This is a genomic window from bacterium (assembly GCA_035307765.1).
Classification (GTDB): domain Bacteria; phylum Sysuimicrobiota; class Sysuimicrobiia; order Sysuimicrobiales; family Segetimicrobiaceae; genus Segetimicrobium.
In genome coordinates, this window is record DATGHU010000034.1 from 349,887 (window position 1) to 365,351 (window position 15,465).

The 15,465-nt window shown below is 67.7% G+C and carries 13 protein-coding genes; 5 read left to right on the forward strand and 8 right to left on the reverse strand.

Annotated features, from left to right (window positions below; all coding sequences use genetic code 11):
• Positions 1-14: 14 nt before the first annotated feature.
• Complete coding sequence (locus VKV57_12560) at positions 15-1,043, reverse strand: LLM class flavin-dependent oxidoreductase (GenBank protein HLW60740.1); 1,029 nt, start codon at positions 1,041-1,043, stop codon at positions 15-17.
• A gap of 402 nt (positions 1,044-1,445) precedes the next feature.
• Between VKV57_12560 and VKV57_12565 the strand changes: the two genes are divergently transcribed.
• From VKV57_12565 to VKV57_12575, 3 genes are all read left to right on the forward strand, one after another.
• A complete protein-coding gene (locus VKV57_12565; protein ID HLW60741.1) occupies positions 1,446-3,008 on the forward strand; it encodes an ABC transporter substrate-binding protein in 1,563 nt (520 codons plus the stop codon).
• Between the two features lie 91 nt (positions 3,009-3,099).
• Positions 3,100-4,041: an ABC transporter permease gene (locus VKV57_12570; protein HLW60742.1), complete on the forward strand. Its 942-nt coding sequence runs from the start codon at positions 3,100-3,102 to the stop codon at positions 4,039-4,041.
• An 81-nt stretch (positions 4,042-4,122) separates the two neighbouring features.
• Positions 4,123-4,935, forward strand: a complete 813-nt coding sequence (locus VKV57_12575; protein ID HLW60743.1) for an ABC transporter permease — start codon at positions 4,123-4,125, stop codon at positions 4,933-4,935.
• 20 nt (positions 4,936-4,955) lie between these two features.
• Here VKV57_12575 and VKV57_12580 read toward each other — a convergent pair whose 3' ends face one another.
• Positions 4,956-5,816 (reverse strand): DNA-formamidopyrimidine glycosylase family protein, encoded by an 861-nt coding sequence (locus VKV57_12580; protein ID HLW60744.1) that lies wholly within the window; start codon positions 5,814-5,816, stop codon positions 4,956-4,958.
• 157 nt (positions 5,817-5,973) lie between these two features.
• Between VKV57_12580 and VKV57_12585 the strand changes: the two genes are divergently transcribed.
• Positions 5,974-6,915, forward strand: coding sequence for an aldo/keto reductase (locus VKV57_12585; protein HLW60745.1), 942 nt, complete (start codon positions 5,974-5,976; stop codon positions 6,913-6,915).
• 183 nt (positions 6,916-7,098) lie between these two features.
• On the opposite strand, the gene VKV57_12590 is transcribed toward VKV57_12585, so the two are convergent.
• The 6 genes from VKV57_12590 to VKV57_12615 all read right to left on the reverse strand — a co-directional run bounded on the left by VKV57_12590 (position 7,099) and on the right by VKV57_12615 (position 14,143).
• Positions 7,099-8,145 carry an alcohol dehydrogenase catalytic domain-containing protein gene (locus VKV57_12590; protein HLW60746.1) on the reverse strand — a complete coding sequence of 349 codons (1,047 nt, stop codon included), beginning with the start codon at positions 8,143-8,145 and terminating at the stop codon, positions 7,099-7,101.
• The gene (locus VKV57_12595; GenBank protein ID HLW60747.1) at positions 8,142-9,761 is read right to left on the reverse strand and encodes an ABC transporter substrate-binding protein; all 1,620 of its coding nucleotides are present in this window, start codon (positions 9,759-9,761) and stop codon (positions 8,142-8,144) included. Before VKV57_12595 ends, VKV57_12590 begins: the two co-directional genes overlap by 4 nt.
• A 105-nt stretch (positions 9,762-9,866) precedes the next feature.
• A complete protein-coding gene (gene opp4C, locus VKV57_12600; GenBank protein HLW60748.1) occupies positions 9,867-10,772 on the reverse strand; it encodes an oligopeptide ABC transporter permease in 906 nt (301 codons plus the stop codon).
• A gap of 110 nt (positions 10,773-10,882) precedes the next feature.
• Positions 10,883-11,833: an ABC transporter permease gene (locus VKV57_12605; GenBank protein HLW60749.1), complete on the reverse strand. Its 951-nt coding sequence runs from the start codon at positions 11,831-11,833 to the stop codon at positions 10,883-10,885.
• A gap of 21 nt (positions 11,834-11,854) precedes the next feature.
• Complete coding sequence (locus VKV57_12610; GenBank protein ID HLW60750.1) at positions 11,855-13,240, reverse strand: M20/M25/M40 family metallo-hydrolase; 1,386 nt, start codon at positions 13,238-13,240, stop codon at positions 11,855-11,857.
• 207 nt (positions 13,241-13,447) lie between these two features.
• Positions 13,448-14,143 (reverse strand): AIM24 family protein, encoded by a 696-nt coding sequence (locus VKV57_12615; GenBank protein ID HLW60751.1) that lies wholly within the window; start codon positions 14,141-14,143, stop codon positions 13,448-13,450.
• 213 nt (positions 14,144-14,356) lie between these two features.
• On the opposite strand from VKV57_12615, the gene VKV57_12620 reads away from it, so the two are divergent.
• On the forward strand, positions 14,357-15,394 hold the full coding sequence (locus VKV57_12620; protein HLW60752.1) for a dipeptidase: 1,038 nt from the start codon (positions 14,357-14,359) through the stop codon (positions 15,392-15,394).
• The last annotated feature ends 71 nt before the right edge of the window (positions 15,395-15,465 follow it).

Below are 15,465 nucleotides of genomic sequence, written 5' to 3' on the forward strand. Positions count from 1 at the left end.
TCTGGCCGGCGCGCCTATTCCTGTCCGGCGGGGGCCGTCGCCCGCATCGCGTCGCGCACGGATCCGACCGCGTCGTCCCCCACGGGAACGGGATAGGCGAGCACGAGATCCGCTCCGGCCGCCCGGTACGCTTGGAGGTGCGCGCCGAGCCGGTTGCGGTCGCCGATCCCTACGAACATCTCCAGCATCGCGTCGGGCACGACCCGCGCCGCGGCCTCGACGCCCTCGGAGAGCGCCGCGGCGATGCGCCCCACGGCCTCGCGGAACCCGCCGGCCTCCCACAACCGTGCGTAGGCCGGGAAAGCGGCGTAGCTCGCGAGTTGCCGGCGTGCGGTCTCGCGCGCCCCATCGCCGTCCCGCGGGGCGCAGATGCGCGCGGTGGCCGCGATCGTCACCTCCTCGGGCCGCCGCCCGACCTCGCGGGCGCCTGCGGCAACCAGGTCACGCGCCCAGGAGAGTCGGGCGGGGGGAAACCAGGTCAGGATCACTCCGTCCGCGAGCGCACCGGCGAGCCGTAGCATCCTCGGCCCCAGGGCGCCCACGAAGATGGGCACGCGGCGGCCCGGGGCGAACTCGAGGTGAAACTCCCGAATCCGCACCACCTCCCCCTGATACCGAACCGACCCGCCCGCCAGCACCAGCCGGACCGCTTCCAGGTACTCGCGCATCGCGCGGGCGGGATGTGGGAGCGGGACGCCGTGACCCGACTCGGTCACCGCCGCATGTCCGGTGCCGAGGCCGAGGATCAACCGTCCCCCCGACAGGTCGTCGAGGGTCGCCGCCGCCATGGCCGTCACCGTCGGCGGGCGTGAGAAAATCGGGAGAATGCTGGTGCCGAGCCCGATTCGGCGGGTGGCCATCGCCATCGCCCCGAGCATCGCGAAGCTCTCCTTCCCCCGTCCCTCGGTCACCCAGGCACTCTGAAAGCCGAGGGCCTCCGCCTCACGGCTCAATTCGGCCATCTGTCGGGCCGGAATGCTCGGGCGCGAGCCGGAGGCGGGGAGGAGATCCCGGAGCACCACCCCGGTCGGTGCTGCAGCCATTGGCAGTGGCTTCCCCCGGGCCGGCAGGCATCCCTCCCCAGGGGGCAGGAACGCCCTCCGCATCCCCCGAAGCACAGCGCACAGTCCACTCATCGCCCCCGCCCTCCGTATCGAGGGCTCCAGAGCTCCGATCGTTCCCTGCGGCGGAGCTCGTGTACGTTTTAGGGAAGTTCGGACGAGGCGTGTGCCAGGGCGAGGTCAAGGATCCGTGGACGACGGCACCGCCCGATGCGATCGTTTGACGCATCGAACGGCCGGGCGGCGCCGAGATGGAGGTGGAGTACACGCGCGGTCGGTTGAGGCGCGCGGATTGATGTAGAAGAGATGGGAGGGTCGCCGGTAGACTCCCCTCGCAGCCGACGCGCCCGTTCGTTGGAGTCACCGGAAAGGAGGAGTGTATCGATGCGGTTGAAGAACTCCCTGGGGTCCGCGATCATTCTCGCGGCGATCGTCGCCCTAACGGGAAGCTTGGTTTTCTCCACGTCCGCCGCCCCTCGTCAGGGCGGGACTCTGCGAATTGCCGAGATCGGCGAACCGCTCACCCTGGATACCGTCGCCACCACGGCCGATCTCACATCGATCATCACGCTCCCCGTCTTCGAAGAACTGTTCACCTTCGACGCAAACTGGAAGGTCCAACCGTTGCTGGCGGAGTCGTACACGGCGAGCAAGGATGGCTTGACCTACACCTTTAAGCTGCGGAAGAACGTCCCGTTCCACAACGGCAAGGAAATGACGGCGGACGACGTCGTGGCGTCCCTCGAGCGCTGGGGCAAGGTCAGCCCGCGGGGCACCTCGGTGTATAAGGACGTCGAATCGACCACGGCGCCGGACAAATACACCGTCGTCATGAAGTTGAAGGCCCCGTTCGCACCCCTGCTCTCGTTCCTTGCGCTTCCGAACGGCGCCGCCGCGATCATGCCCAAGGACCTCGCCGACGCCACCGGCACCGGCAACCTCAAGCAGTACATCGGAACCGGCCCCTACAAGTTCGTGGAGTGGGCCCCCGATCGGTACGTCAAGCTCGCCCGCTTCGACAACTACGCGGCCCGATCGGAGCCGGCCAGCGGGTACGCCGGGAAGCGTGAGGCGCTGGCCGACACCGTGGTCTTTTACCCCGTCTCTCAGGTGGCCACCCGCATCGCCGGCGTCCAGAGCGGTGACTACGACATCGCCGACCAGATTAACCAAGATGCCTATGCCCAACTCCTCAAGGACCCCCGGGTCTCGCCGGGGGTCGTCAAGCCGGGAACCTTCCTGACCTTCTTCTTCAACAAAAAGCAGGGGATCATGACCAATGAAAAGCTCCGCGAGGCCGTCGAGCTGGCCCTGGACATGAAACCAATCATGGAGGCCACCTTCGGCAACCCGCAGTTGTACTCGCTGGGGCCCAGCGTGTATCCAAAGGGGACCCCCTGGTATTCAACCGCCGGCAGCGACATGTACGACGTCCACGACGCCAGCAAGGCGAAGCAGCTGATGAAGGAAGCCGGGTACAACGGGGAGACGGTCCGCTGGCTGACGACCCAGCAGTACGACTACATGTTCAAGAGCACGACGGTGGCGGTCTCCCAACTCCAGCAGGTCGGATTCAAGGTGGACATGCAGGTGCTGGAGTGGGCGGGTGTGCTCGACCACCGGGCGAAGCCAGCCGACTACGATCTGTTCACGACGAGCCACGGGTTCGTCCCCGATCCGGCGCTGATCACCGTCTTCAACTCCGCGTATCCCGGCTGGTGGGACTCCGCGGAGAAGAACAAGCTGTTCGACGAGTTCAACCAAACCCCCAATCAAGGTGCGCGGGTTCAGCTGTGGGGCAAGCTCCAGGCCCTCTGGTACCAGCAGGCTCCGCTTGTGCGTCCCGGGGAATTTTACGCGGTGGTCCTCTCCACCAAAGCGATGACGACCCAGGGATTCCGCCCGAGCTACTGGCTGGTCCCCTGGAACGTCTCGGCGGTGAAGTAGCGGACCGGAACCCGCCGCCGCACAACGCCGCCCCGGCCGGCCAGGGTCGAAGCCCCGGCGGCCGGGGCTTCGCGTGCGAGGGGACGACGACGTGCTGTCATATCTGACCGGACGGATCGCGGCTCTGGTACCGGTTCTGCTCGTGGTCGCCGTCGTGGTGTTTCTGCTGATCCACCTCACCCCCGGCGACCCCGCGCGCGTGCTGCTCGGACAGGACGCCGCACCCCAGCAGGTCGAAGCGCTGCGGCATAATTTGGGACTCGACCGCCCCCTCCCCGTCCAGTTCGTCCTGTGGCTGGGCCGCGCGCTCCACGGCGACCTGGGCATTTCGTTCTTCCAGCAGGTCCCCGTCACCCGCGACATCATCGAGCACGCCAGCCCGACGGTGATGCTCTCGCTGATGGCGATCATCATCTCGCTGTCGATCGGGATCCCCGCCGGCGTGATCTCCGCCGTCTTCCGCAACTCCTGGCTCGATCAGGGCAGCCTGGCGCTCGCGATGCTCGGTGCGGCGGTGCCCAGCTTCTGGCTCGGGCTGTCCCTGATCGTCCTCTTCGCGGTGAACCTAGGGTGGCTGCCCTCGTCGGGCTACCGATCCCCCAGCGAGGGGTTCGGGCTCAGCCTCCATTATCTGCTCCTCCCCGCGCTGGCGCTGGGGCTCCCCAACTCCTCGCTGATCATCCGCTTCACCCGGTCGAGCCTCCTCGACGTCATCGGCAACGACTACATCCGCACGGCCCGGGCGAAGGGGGTGAGCGAGCCGGCGGTCATCTTTCACCATGCCCTGCGCAATGCGCTGGTGCCGATCCTCACCGTGGTCGGGCTGACCTTCGCCGCGCTGATGGGCGGGGCGGTTGTCACCGAGACCGTCTTCACCCTGCCGGGGGTGGGCGCGCTCGTGGTCTCGTCGGTGCTGCGCCGCGACTATCCGGTGATCCAAGGGGTCATCCTGATGGTGGCGACGATCTACGTCCTCATCAACCTCGTCGTCGACATGCTCTACTTCCTCGTAGACCCCCGGGTGAAATACTGACCGCCGATGGCCCAGGAGACACTCGCACCTTCCCACGCCATCCGCCGATCGAGACCCGGACCCGTCACGCTCCTGTGGCGAATGGTTCAGCGGCGCCGCATCACCGGGGTGGGGGCGTTCATGCTCCTGTTCATCCTGGCCTGCGCCGCGGCGGCACCCGTGCTCGCGCCGTACGATCCGATCGTCCTGAACGTCCCGGCCCGCCTCCTGCCCCCCGGACATGCCCACCCGTTCGGCACGGACGAGTTCGGCCGCGACATCCTCAGCCGAACGCTCTACGGCGCCCGGCTGTCGCTGCTGGTCGGGGTGCTGGTCACGGTGCTCTCCACCGGCGCCGGCATCGTTATCGGGCTGACGGCGGGGGCGAGCCCGAGCGCGGACCGCGTCCTGATGCGCATCATGGACGGCCTGATGGCCTTCCCCGACATCCTGCTCGCCATCGCGCTGATGGCATCGCTGGGACCGAGCGTCCGCAACGTCGTCATCGCGCTCGGGGTCGTGTACACGCCGCGGATCGCGCGGGTGGTCCGCGCCGCCGTGCTGGTGGTCATCCGGCAGGAGTACGTCGAAGCCGCCCGGGCGGTGGGGGCGTCCGGCGCACGGATCCTCGCCAGGCACATCCTGGTCAACTGCGCCTCGCCCGTGATCGTCCAGGCGACCTTCATCACCGCCTATGCCATGCTCGGCGAGGCGGCGCTCAGCTTCCTCGGCGTCGGGGTTCCCCCCCAGGTCCCGACGTGGGGGGGCATCATCAGCGGCGGACAGGTCTACCTGCGGCAGGCCGCCTGGATCAGCATCTTCCCGGGGACGGCCATCGTGCTCAGCGTGCTGGCGCTCAACCTGATCGGCGACGGGCTGCGGGACTTTCTCGATCCCCGGCTGCGGCACTCCTGACTGGGGTTCCGGCCTTCCGCCTACTTCAGCAGCCTCGACCGCCTCCGATCCGCGTAGACCTTCCCGCCGGTCTGGCAGGTCGGACAGTAGTAGGTCTCCCGACCTTCGTAGTAGATGACCGCGACCGGAGTCCCGCACCGAGGACACGGCTCCTTGCCGTGTCGGTGCACGCGCAGCAGATGGAGCGGTTCCCGCATCGGCAGGGCACCGCCAAACTCCTTCCGGTGCGCGGTGACGGCCTCCGCCAGCGTTCCCGTGATGGCCGCGTGGAGCCGGGCCACCTCAGCCCCGTTGAGCGCGGTGGTGAGGGTCCGGGGGGAGAGCCGGGCCTCCCAGAGGATTTCGTCGGAAAACGTGTTGCCGATCCCCACCACAAAGCGCTGCAGGGTCAGGAACCGCTTGACCTGTGTCCGCGCCTCACGCAGCATGCCGGCCAACACCTCAGCCGTGAACTGAGACGAAAGCGGTTCCATCCCGAGTGCGGCGAGGGGCTCACCCGCGTCTTCCTGGCCGGCGGGGAACAGCCAGATCGCGGCCGCCTTCTTCGGGCCGATCTCGATCATCCGGAGGTCGGTGCCATCGTCAAAGCCGAAGGCGATCGCCAGATCCTTGGCCGTCCGCCCCTTCGCCCTGGGCGAGACTTGGAGGCGGCCATTGCGCATGAGATGCATGACCATCACGGGCCCGTCGCTGAGGGAAAACACCAGCAACTTGCCCCTGCGCCGGATCCCGGCGATCCGGCGGCCGACCGCGGCGGTGATCGGCGGGTCGTAGGTCTTGAGCGCCGCCACCCCGCGAACCAACACGTCTGTGATCGCACGGCTCTCCACCCGCGGCCACAGGTTCTCGGCGAGCACGGTCACAAACGGCAGCTCCGGCATCTCGCTCTGGTATGCGCCGTGCTGCGGGGATCCTCCTATCGCCTCCGGGCTCACCCCGGCACTTGCCCCGCGGTCGCCTGATCGAGGCGGGGCGCAGGACACCCTTCTCCGGGCTACGAAGTGTAGAGGCGATCCTATCACGAACAAGGAGCACGCGGTGGAGTATCTGCCTCTGGGTCGAACCGGCACGAAGGTCTCGGCGATCGGGCTCGGCACCAACTCGTTCGGCGGACGCGCCGACCGCACCACGTCGATCGCGATCCTGCACCGAGCGCTCGATGCCGGGATCACCCTCATCGACACGGCGAACATCTATACCGCCACGGCGTCGGAGACGATCATCGGGGAAGGGCTGAGGGGCCGGCGCCATCATGCGTTCCTCGCCACCAAGGGCGGCATGAAGATGGGAGAAGGTCCCAACGACCACGGGTCGTCGCGGGTCCACCTGATGCGCGAGTTGGAGGGAAGCCTGAAGCGTCTAGCGACGGACTACGTCGATCTCTACCAGATCCACGCCTGGGATGACGACACCCCGGTCGAGGAGACCCAACGCACGCTTGACGACATGGTGCGGGTTGGCAAGGTTCGCTACATCGGCGCGTCCAACTATGCGGCCTGGCAGCTCTGCAAAGCGCTGTGGGTCAGCGACCGGCGCGGCTTCGTTCGATTCGAATCGGTCCAGCCCTCCTACTCGCTGGCCGACCGGGCGGTCGAGCGCGAGCTCGTCCCCTTCTGCCGCGATCAGGGGATCGGGGTGATCGCCTACTTCCCGCTCGCCGGCGGGATCCTCACCGGCAAGTACCGCCGCGGGCAGCAGCCCCCGAAGGGGTCCCGGGTCCTCACCCAGCCGCAGTTCGCCAAGCAGATCAGCGAGGCCAGTCTCACCCTGGCGGAAGATGTCGTCGGCCTCGCCGGCGAGGCGCGCTGCACGCCGTCTCAACTGGCGCTGGCGTGGCTGGTTCGGCAGCCCGCGGTCTCAAGCGCCATCGCCGGGGCGACCTCGGTGGCTCAGCTGGAAGAGAACCTCGCGACCCTGGACGTGAAACCCGCCGACGGCGTGCTCGCCCGCCTGGAGGAAGTGAGCCGCCCGTTCATGTAACCCCGGCGCTTCCGGTGCCGGCGCACCGGATGCAGGTGCGGGCCCGACCTCCTTCATCGTGTCGTACTTCGCCGCACACCCGGCGTGCGTGATGGCGGTCATGAACTCATCCGCCATAGACCGCCCGTCCCGCCGACGCCAGCGACGTCATCGAGCCCCCGCGCTCCGCACCGAGCCTCTCGCTTAGGGGACCAGCACGATCTTCCCGAAGTGCTCGCGGGCTTCGAAGATTCGGTGGGCTTCGCGGATCTCCGACAGGGGCAGCACGGCGTGGATGATCGGGGCAAGGGTCCCTCGGAAGACCAGCTCCATCACGGTGCGGAAATCGGTGACGCTGCCGTGGGGGGCGCCGAGAATCTGGCGGTGGCGTTGGTAGATCTCCCGGATATCGATGTTCGGGCGCTCTCCCCCCGTCGCACCGCAGATGACCATCCGTCCGCCCGACCGCAGGCTGCGGATCGACTCCGGCCACGTCGGGGCGCCGACCGGGTCGGCGACGACGTGCACGCCGAGCGGCGCCAGGTCCCGGACCCGCTCGCTGAACTGCGGGAACTCCGTCCGATCGATCGGGACGGCACCGAGGTGCTCAGCCTTCCGCGCTTTCTCGGGGCCTCCCACCAGCGCGAACACCCGAGCGCCGGCGTGGATCCCGATCTGGAGCGCCGCGCTGCCGACCCCGCCCGACGCCCCGACCACGAGCAGGTCCTCCCCGACACGCAGCCGGCCCGTGGTCACCAGCATCCGCCATGCCGTCGTGAAGCAGACCGGCGCGGCCGCCGCCTGTTCGAATCCTATCCCATCGGGGATCGGGAAGAGGTTGCCGACGGGGACTACGGTGAACTCCGCCATCCCGCCGGGGGTGTGCTCGCCGAAGATGCGGTACTCCCGGCACATCGACTGCTCGCCCGAGAGGCAGAACTCGCAGCGCCCGCAGCAGAGAATCGAGTCGACCACCACTCTATCGCCGGCCGCCACCTGAGCGACGCCGGGCCCGACCTCCTCGACGGTGCCGGCGACATCGACCCCGCTAATCGTCGGCAGGCGCTGCTCCCGCCACGGGTAGACGGGGCGGCCTCCGGGCGGACCGCTGCGCGCCCAGACGTCGAGGTTATTGAGGGCGACCGCGCGCACGCGCACGAGCGCCTCGCCCGGCCCCGGCGACGGGACCGGGATCTCATCTAGACGAAGCGAGTCGATTCCGCCGTGCTGGCGAATGACAACCGCCTTCACTGCGGGGCCGCCACCCACGCGTACGGGTCGAAGTCATACACCCCGGACACATCGGTCAGCACGTTGCTCATCCGCTTGGAGATCGCCGTGAGGGCGTTGTTGTAATAGAGGACGATGACGGGCAACTGGTCGGCAAAGGTCTCCTGGAACTGGTCGTAGACCTGGCGCCGTTTCGCCGGGTCCGCGGTCTTGACCCCTTCGTCCAGCAATTGGTCCATTTGGGCGATGGAATGGAAGCTGAAGTTGTACTGGCCGCCGGTCCGGTACTGGGAGGAGACGTCGGGATCGGCGGTTCCGGTCCAGCCCACCAGCGCCATATCGAAGTTCCCGCTGCGCATCGCCGCAATGTGCGTGGGGAAGTCGGATTTTTGGATGTCGGTCTTGACCCCGACCGCCACCAGGTTCTCCCGGATGATCTCGGACGACCGCTCGCGGACGATGTTCCCGATCGGCACGCGCAGGGTGAGGGTCCGGTTTGGATCCCACCCCGCCTCCTGCAGCAGCGCCTTGGCCTGGTTGGGATCGTACGGCCACGGCTTCACCTTCTTGTCGAAGTACGGATTCGTGGGCGGAATCGGCCCCTCCGCGATCTGCCCCTGCCCCTTCAACAACTGGCTGACGATCAGCGGGCGGTTGATCGCCTCGGCGAGGGCCCGCCGCACCCGCTTGTCCTGCAGAAACGGCCGCTTCCAGTTGACCACCAGATACTGGTACCCGGGAGCGGGAAACGAGATGGTCTGCAGGCCGCTCATCGTCTTGACCCGATCCCAATCGTCGATCAGGATCTCCCCGATTCCGAACCCCGCCGTGATGTCCAGATCGCTGCGCTGCAGCTGCGCCAGCATCGTCGTCGGTGGGATAATGCGGACAAAGACCCGCCGCACGCGGGGCGCGCCCAGATGATAGCTGTCGTTGGCGGCCAACTCGATAAACTCATCCGGCCGGTACTGGACGAACTTGAACGGACCGTCGCCCACGGTCGGGTGCATAAAGAACGGGTGCTTGGCCAGCTGATCGGGCGGCACATCCCCCAGCACGTGCTTCGGCAGGATGTAAACGTTCGCGCCAAACTTCTCCAGGAATCCCGCCGGATCGACCGGGACGCTGGTCTTGATCTCGATCGTCTTCGGGCCGAGGACCCGGACTCCGAGCTGCGCCCCGGGCGCCCGCTTCCCGCGGACGTCGAGCCCGGCGATGTCGGCGATGTTGGCCCCGCGGTTGGTCTCGGTCTTGGGGTCGCTGATGGTCATGATGGTAAACAGCACATCGTCTGCCGTCACCGGCTGCCCGTCGTGCCAGGCGGCTTTGGGATGGATCGTAAAGGTGTAGGTCTGGTGGTCGGCTCCCACCTCCCACCGGCTGGCCAGGGCGGGACTGAACTTCAGCTGGTTGTTGTCGAGGCGCGCCGAGACCAGCCCGGTGAACATGAAATGGATGGGGTAAAACCCATACGAACTGTCGGTGTTGATGGGGTTGAAGTTGTTCGGGGGACTCCACATTCCGCTGACCACGACCAGCCCCGACTTTGGGGCACCCCTCACCCCGGCCGGCAGTGTCAACGCGATCATCAGCGCGACGATCACGGCGGTCACGGGTCCAGTTCGAATCCTGTTCATCGTCGCCTCCTTGAATGGGTGGCCCGTCTTTCGATGACCCCGTTCGTCGTTCCTCTGCGGTGGCCGGGCCCCACCTCGAGAGGTGTGGGGGGAATGTGCCGGCGGTCAGAGCTTGAGGCTCGGATCCAACGCGTCGCGCAGGCCGTCGCCGACAAAGTTGATCGTCAGCACCGAGATCAGGATCATGAAGCCCGGCGGCACCCACAGCCACGGCAATCGCTCCAACACCGTCAACGACTGAGCATCGGTGAGCATGTTCCCCCACGACGGGGTGGGAGGTTGCACGCCTAACCCCAGGAACGAGAGCGAGGCCTCCACCAGGATCGCGTTGGCCGTGCCGAACGTGGCGGCGACGAGCACCGGAGCGAGCGCGTTGGGGAGAAGATGGCGTTCGATCACGCGCGCGTCCGACGCGCCGCTCGCCCGGGCGGCCTGGACAAACTCCGATCCGCGGAGGGACAGGAGCTGCCCCCGCACCAGGCGCGCGACCCCCGGCCACCCCAGCAGGCCGAGCACGATGATGATGTTCCAGAGGCTGGGCCGCCCGAAGATGCTCACCGCAAACAGGATGATGATCAGCGGGGGAAAGGACAGCACGATATCCATCAGCCGGCTGAGGGCCACGTCGATCACGCCGCCGTGGTAACCCGCCAGCGCGCCAACCGAGGTCCCGATCACCACGTACATCGACACGGCCAGGAGGCCCACCGTCAACGAGACCCGGGCCGCGTAGATCAGCCGGCTGAGGACGTCGCGGCCGACGCTGTCCGTGCCGAGCGGGTGCGCGCGCGACGGAGAGGCCTGGAACGCCCCCGTATCGATCGCCGTCGGGCTGTGCGGAGCGACGAAAGGCGCGGCCAGGGCGAGCCCGCCGATGGCCACCAGCACACCCAGGCTGACCACCGCCAAGTGGTGGCGCAGGAATCGCCTGAGCGCCAGGGCCCAGAAAGACATGCCGCGGGGCGGGTGCGCGGCCGTCCCCGCGACCGGAGGCGACAGGGCGTCACCCATCGACCCGGCCCGCGCGGATCTGCCCCGTGCGCGATCCCGGATTCGGGCCCCCCCCGGCGAGCCCCCCCGGCTCTCTGCGCATGCCCGGTGCGGGCGTTCGGGCGCCGGCGTCAGTCATAGTGAATTCTCGGATCGACCAGCGAGTAGGCGACGTCGGCGAAAAGGTTCCCCGCGATCACGAGCACCGCGCTGATCAAGGTGATGCCCATCAGCACCGGGTAGTCCCGCTGACTGATCGCCTCGATCGTCAGCCGTCCCATGCCCGGCCACTCGAATACTTGCTCGGTGATCACCGCGCCGGCGAGCAACACCGGAATCTGCAGCCCGGCGAGCGTAATCACTGGGAGCAGCGCGTTGCGGAGCGCGTGCCGCCAGAGGACGGTGATCTCGTCCAGCCCCTTGGCCCGCGCGGTGCGGACGTACTCCTGTCCCAGCACCTCGAGCATGCTGGAGCGGACGTATCGCGTGAGGGCCCCTGCGCCGGCCACCGCGAGCACCGTCGCCGGCAGGATGAGGTGAAGCGCCGCGTCGCCGAGGCCGCCCTCGCCCCCCAAGGTCATCGTTCCCCCGGTGGGCAGCCAGCGCAGTTGCAGGGCGAAGACGTAGATCCCCACCAGTCCGAGAAAGAACGTCGGCAGGCTGATGCCCAGGAACGCGAACAGCGTCGCCAGATAGTCGATCCACGTGTAGCGGCGGGTGGCCGCCAGCACCCCGGCGGGGACGGCGATCAGGTACGAGAGGAGCAGCGCGCTGACGGCGAGCGCGAGGGTCGGGGTCACCCGCTCACCGATCCGCTGGGCGACCGGAGCCCCGCTGCTGAACGAGTAGCCGAGGTTGCCGCGGATCACCTCGTTGAGCCAATGAACGTAACGCAGGTAGACGGGCTGATCCAACCCGAAGGCGTGCCGCTTGATCTCCACGTCGGCCTCGCTCATGTTCGGGCTGATCTCCATCTGCGCGGGATCCCCCGGGGTGAACGAGAGGATGGCGTAGCTGAGGACGGTGACGCCGAACAGGATCGGCAGCGTGATCAGGATCCGCCGCAGCAGGTACCGCTGCATGCCACCCCGCACCACCCGGTCCTAGCTGCCGGCGAACTCATAGAGGAAGCGGGCGACGGAGCGTTCGAACAGGCGCATCCCGTCGACCGTCGCGTACTCGTTCGGACTGTGCGGCCGTCCGCCGTGTCCCAATCCGCCCATGACGAACGGCTGGTTGAGCACCCGCCGGAACAGGTAGAAGGGCGCCGATCCGGCGAGGTGGGGCCAGATCTCGGGCTCACGGGCAAGCGCGCGGATCGAGCGGATCATCGCCTGAACCGCCGGCTCGCCGACGCTCGTCTTGGCCGGGGGGTACCCCTCGTGGAAGTGCACCTCGATGTCCTCTCGACCGAGCCCGCGGAGGTGAGCCGTGATGCGCTCGCGGACCCTCTGAGGTTCCATATCCGGTACCATCCGGACGTCCATCTTCACCCGCACCTCGTGCGGGAGGAGCGTCTTCATCCCGGGCCCCGTGTACCCGCCCCAAACGCCGTCGATGTTCAAGGTGGGGGTGTACAGGTACTTGCGCAGGAGGGCGATGCCCTGGAGCCTGTATTTGAACCGCTCGGTATCCCACATCGCCAGCTGGGTCTCGGGGTCGAAGGTCTCGGCCAGAGCCTCCAGGAGCGCCTCGTCCTCGGCGCTCGGGGGAGCGACGTCGTCGTAGAAGCCGTCGATCCGGATCTGTTCCTCGTCATCCATCATCGTGCCGAGCGCCCGGACCAGCCGCCACGCCGGGCTTCCGACCCAGACGGCGTTGCTGCCGTGCACCCCTCGGGTTCGCGGACCGCCCCAGGCCCCGCCCCGGCAGGTGACCTCGAAGTACTGGATCCCCTTCACCCCGAGCCACAACACGGGCTTCCCGCGGCGGTCCTGGCAGTAGAATGCAAAGAACGTCGCGTCGGCCTCCAAGCGGTCCCGGTGCGCGTGGATGAATCCGGGAAGGTTGCGGCTCCCCAGCTCCTCCTCCCCCTCGACGACAAACTTGACGTTGACCGGAAGGCGCCCATCGACTTGCTGGATGCTTTCCAGAACGTTGAACAGTCCGGCGAGCGGGCCCTTGGTGTTGTAGACGCCGCGCGCCACCATGCTCGCGCCTATCCCAGGCAGATCCACGACCGCCCCCTCAAAGGGCGGGACCACCCAGTCTTCGCCCTCCACCGGCTGGACGTCGTACATGCCGTAGAGGAGCAACGTCTTCGACCGGCCGGCGTCGATCGCTCCGTGGACCACCGGCCATCCGGGGGTCGCCGCGATCTCTGCGCTCCCCCCGAGGCCGCGGATGGTGTCGCGGACCAGCACGGCCATCGCCTCCATGCCGACGCCCTCACCGCTGATGCTGGGCTGGCGGACAAACGTCCGGACCCGCTCCAAGTGGCGGTCGAACATCTCGTCAAGGTGGGCGTCGAGGTCGACCCGATCGATCATGCGGGGCTGCCTCCAGGGAGACGGCGCTGGCGCCTGTTCGCTACGACGCGGGGTTGGACCGGTCCTCCCCTCCGCCCGCGCCGGCGGCCCGGAACGCCGCGGCGGCCGGTCGATTGCACCGGCCGCCGTGGGGGACTCGCGACGACGTGGCTGCGGGTTCAGGCCCCTCCGGAGGCGCTCAACGCGCCGGGGGAAGGGGTGCCCCGATCACCCTTCCGTCGGCATGTGCACGTACATGGACTGCAGGGCAATCCGCCCCGGGCCCGTGAAGCGGTTCCAGAAGAGGTTCGAGGCGCTCGCGAACAACCCGGTCGAAATCTTCTGGAAAATCGTCTGCATCTGGACGGTACGGTCCTTGTACACCCACCCGCCGGGCTCGATGTCGATCTGCTCCCCTTGGCCCAGCGTGACCTCGAAGACGTTCCCGTACCCGTGGAGCCAGACGATCCCGTCCTGGCGCAGGCAGGTGAACGTGTCGATGAAGAACCCGGTTCCGCTGAACAAGATGTTCGCCGCGCCCTTCACCCGAGCGAACGTGTACTCCACCCCGTCCGTCGCGGCAAGAAACTGGTGCTCGCGGACATCGACGGCCTCCCCGATCTTCATGTGCATGGCGAAGACGTGGCCCGCCCCATCCCGGCTGAAGGCGATGCGTCCCGGGCCCTTCGCCTGCGTCATGAACACCGGCATCCCGGAGAGCACCCGCTTAAAGGCCCCCTTGAGGGGTTTCAGGCTGATCTCGACCGACGGATCCTTCCACAGGAGGATGTGGTGCTCGAAGTACACCGCCATGGCGCTGAGTTCGACGTGCAGCACGGGGACGAGCTCCCCCTGGATGTGGTAGGTGACGCCCCCAAATGTCTCGTCACGCGCCGCGGTAGGCAGCTGGGTCGGAACGGGCATGCGCTCGACACCTCCTCAGTGGATGCGTGCGTTGGGTACCGCACCGAGAACGCCGGACGATCGGTCCGGCCAGATCCCTAATGCCCCGGCGGAGGCTGTTCGAGACTTCCCGTAGGGAGGCGATCGACCCGTAGCCGACGGCGACCCCCGGCAGGGGTGGAGCGGCCGCGGCAGAACCAAGAGACTCGATCCGTTCAGCCGAGGGAGGCGCCCATGCCGGAGCTCCACCATGATGCCGTCGTCGTCGACTGTCACAACGACCTGATTCTGCTCGTGGACCGCTGGCGCGCACTCGGCGACCCGGGCTACTTCGGAGAGCGGGTGATCCCCTCCCTGCGGGCCGGGGGCGTCGACGTGCAGGTGGTGCCGATCTTCATGGAAGCCGAGTACGCGGCGGAGGGCGCGCTGCGGAGGGCCCTGCAGCTCATCGAGTGGGTGCACCGAGAGGCCGATGCCAACCGCGATGCCGTGGCGCTATGCGGGAGCGGCGCGGAGATCGACGCGGCGACCGCGGCGGGAAAGATCGCCCTGGTGCTGGCGCTGGAAGGGTGCGAGGCAATCGGCAAGCAGACGGAGTTGTTTGGCACGTTCTTCCGACTGGGTGTCCGCATGGCGTCCTTTACGCATTTTGGACGCACGCTCCTGGCCGACGGAAGCGGGGAAGACGACACCGGCGGCCGGCTGACGCGCGCGGGAGTCGCCGCGGTACACGAGATGGAGCGCCTCGGGATCCTGGTCGATGTTTCGCACCTGTCCATGGCCGGGACCCAGCACGTCCTCGAGATTGCGACCCGCCCCGTGATCGCCTCGCACTCCTCTGCCCGCGCCCTGCGCGATCATCACCGAAACCTCTTCGATGACGTGTTGCGACGGATCGCGGAGACCGGCGGGGTGATCGGAGCAAACTTTTTTCCGGCCTTCGTCGCGGCGGGCAGACCCACCATCGACGACGTGGTCGATCACATCCAGCACCTGGCCGCGGTGACCGGGTGGGACCATGTGGGGATCGGCCCGGACTTCATCAAAGAGTACTACGACGAGCGGTACCCGCATCATCCGTCGCTTAAGATCGAAGGACTCGATGCCAAGATCACGATCGAGGGCCTAACCGGGCCCCAGGACCTGCCGGCGCTCACCGAGGCGCTCGTCCGCCGGGGGGTTTCGGAGGCCAACGTGCGGAAGGTCCTCGGCGAAAACTTCCTGCGCGTCTTCCGCAGCGTCTTGGGGATATCGGGCGTGGGTCGAGGATGAGGGAAGGCCTTCGACTGACCTCTCCCCGTCCGCACCGTGCCCGCCACCGTCAACGCCCTCGCTTCTTCCAG

Excerpts from the sequence above, each read along its gene's own strand:
- VKV57_12560 (HLW60740.1), bottom strand. The coding sequence starts at position 1,043 with ATGGCTGCAGCACCGACCGGGGTGGTGCTCCGGGATCTCCTCCCCGCC.
- VKV57_12565 (HLW60741.1), top strand. The coding sequence starts at position 1,446 with ATGCGGTTGAAGAACTCCCTGGGGTCCGCGATCATTCTCGCGGCGATC.
- VKV57_12575 (HLW60743.1), top strand. The coding sequence starts at position 4,123 with ATGGTTCAGCGGCGCCGCATCACCGGGGTGGGGGCGTTCATGCTCCTG.
- VKV57_12580 (HLW60744.1), bottom strand. The coding sequence starts at position 5,816 with ATGCCGGAGCTGCCGTTTGTGACCGTGCTCGCCGAGAACCTGTGGCCG.
- VKV57_12595 (HLW60747.1), bottom strand. The coding sequence starts at position 9,761 with ATGAACAGGATTCGAACTGGACCCGTGACCGCCGTGATCGTCGCGCTG.
- opp4C (HLW60748.1), bottom strand. The coding sequence starts at position 10,772 with ATGGGTGACGCCCTGTCGCCTCCGGTCGCGGGGACGGCCGCGCACCCG.
- VKV57_12605 (HLW60749.1), bottom strand. The coding sequence starts at position 11,833 with ATGCAGCGGTACCTGCTGCGGCGGATCCTGATCACGCTGCCGATCCTG.
- VKV57_12610 (HLW60750.1), bottom strand. The coding sequence starts at position 13,240 with ATGATCGATCGGGTCGACCTCGACGCCCACCTTGACGAGATGTTCGAC.
- VKV57_12615 (HLW60751.1), bottom strand. The coding sequence starts at position 14,143 with ATGCCCGTTCCGACCCAGCTGCCTACCGCGGCGCGTGACGAGACATTT.
- VKV57_12620 (HLW60752.1), top strand. The coding sequence starts at position 14,357 with ATGCCGGAGCTCCACCATGATGCCGTCGTCGTCGACTGTCACAACGAC.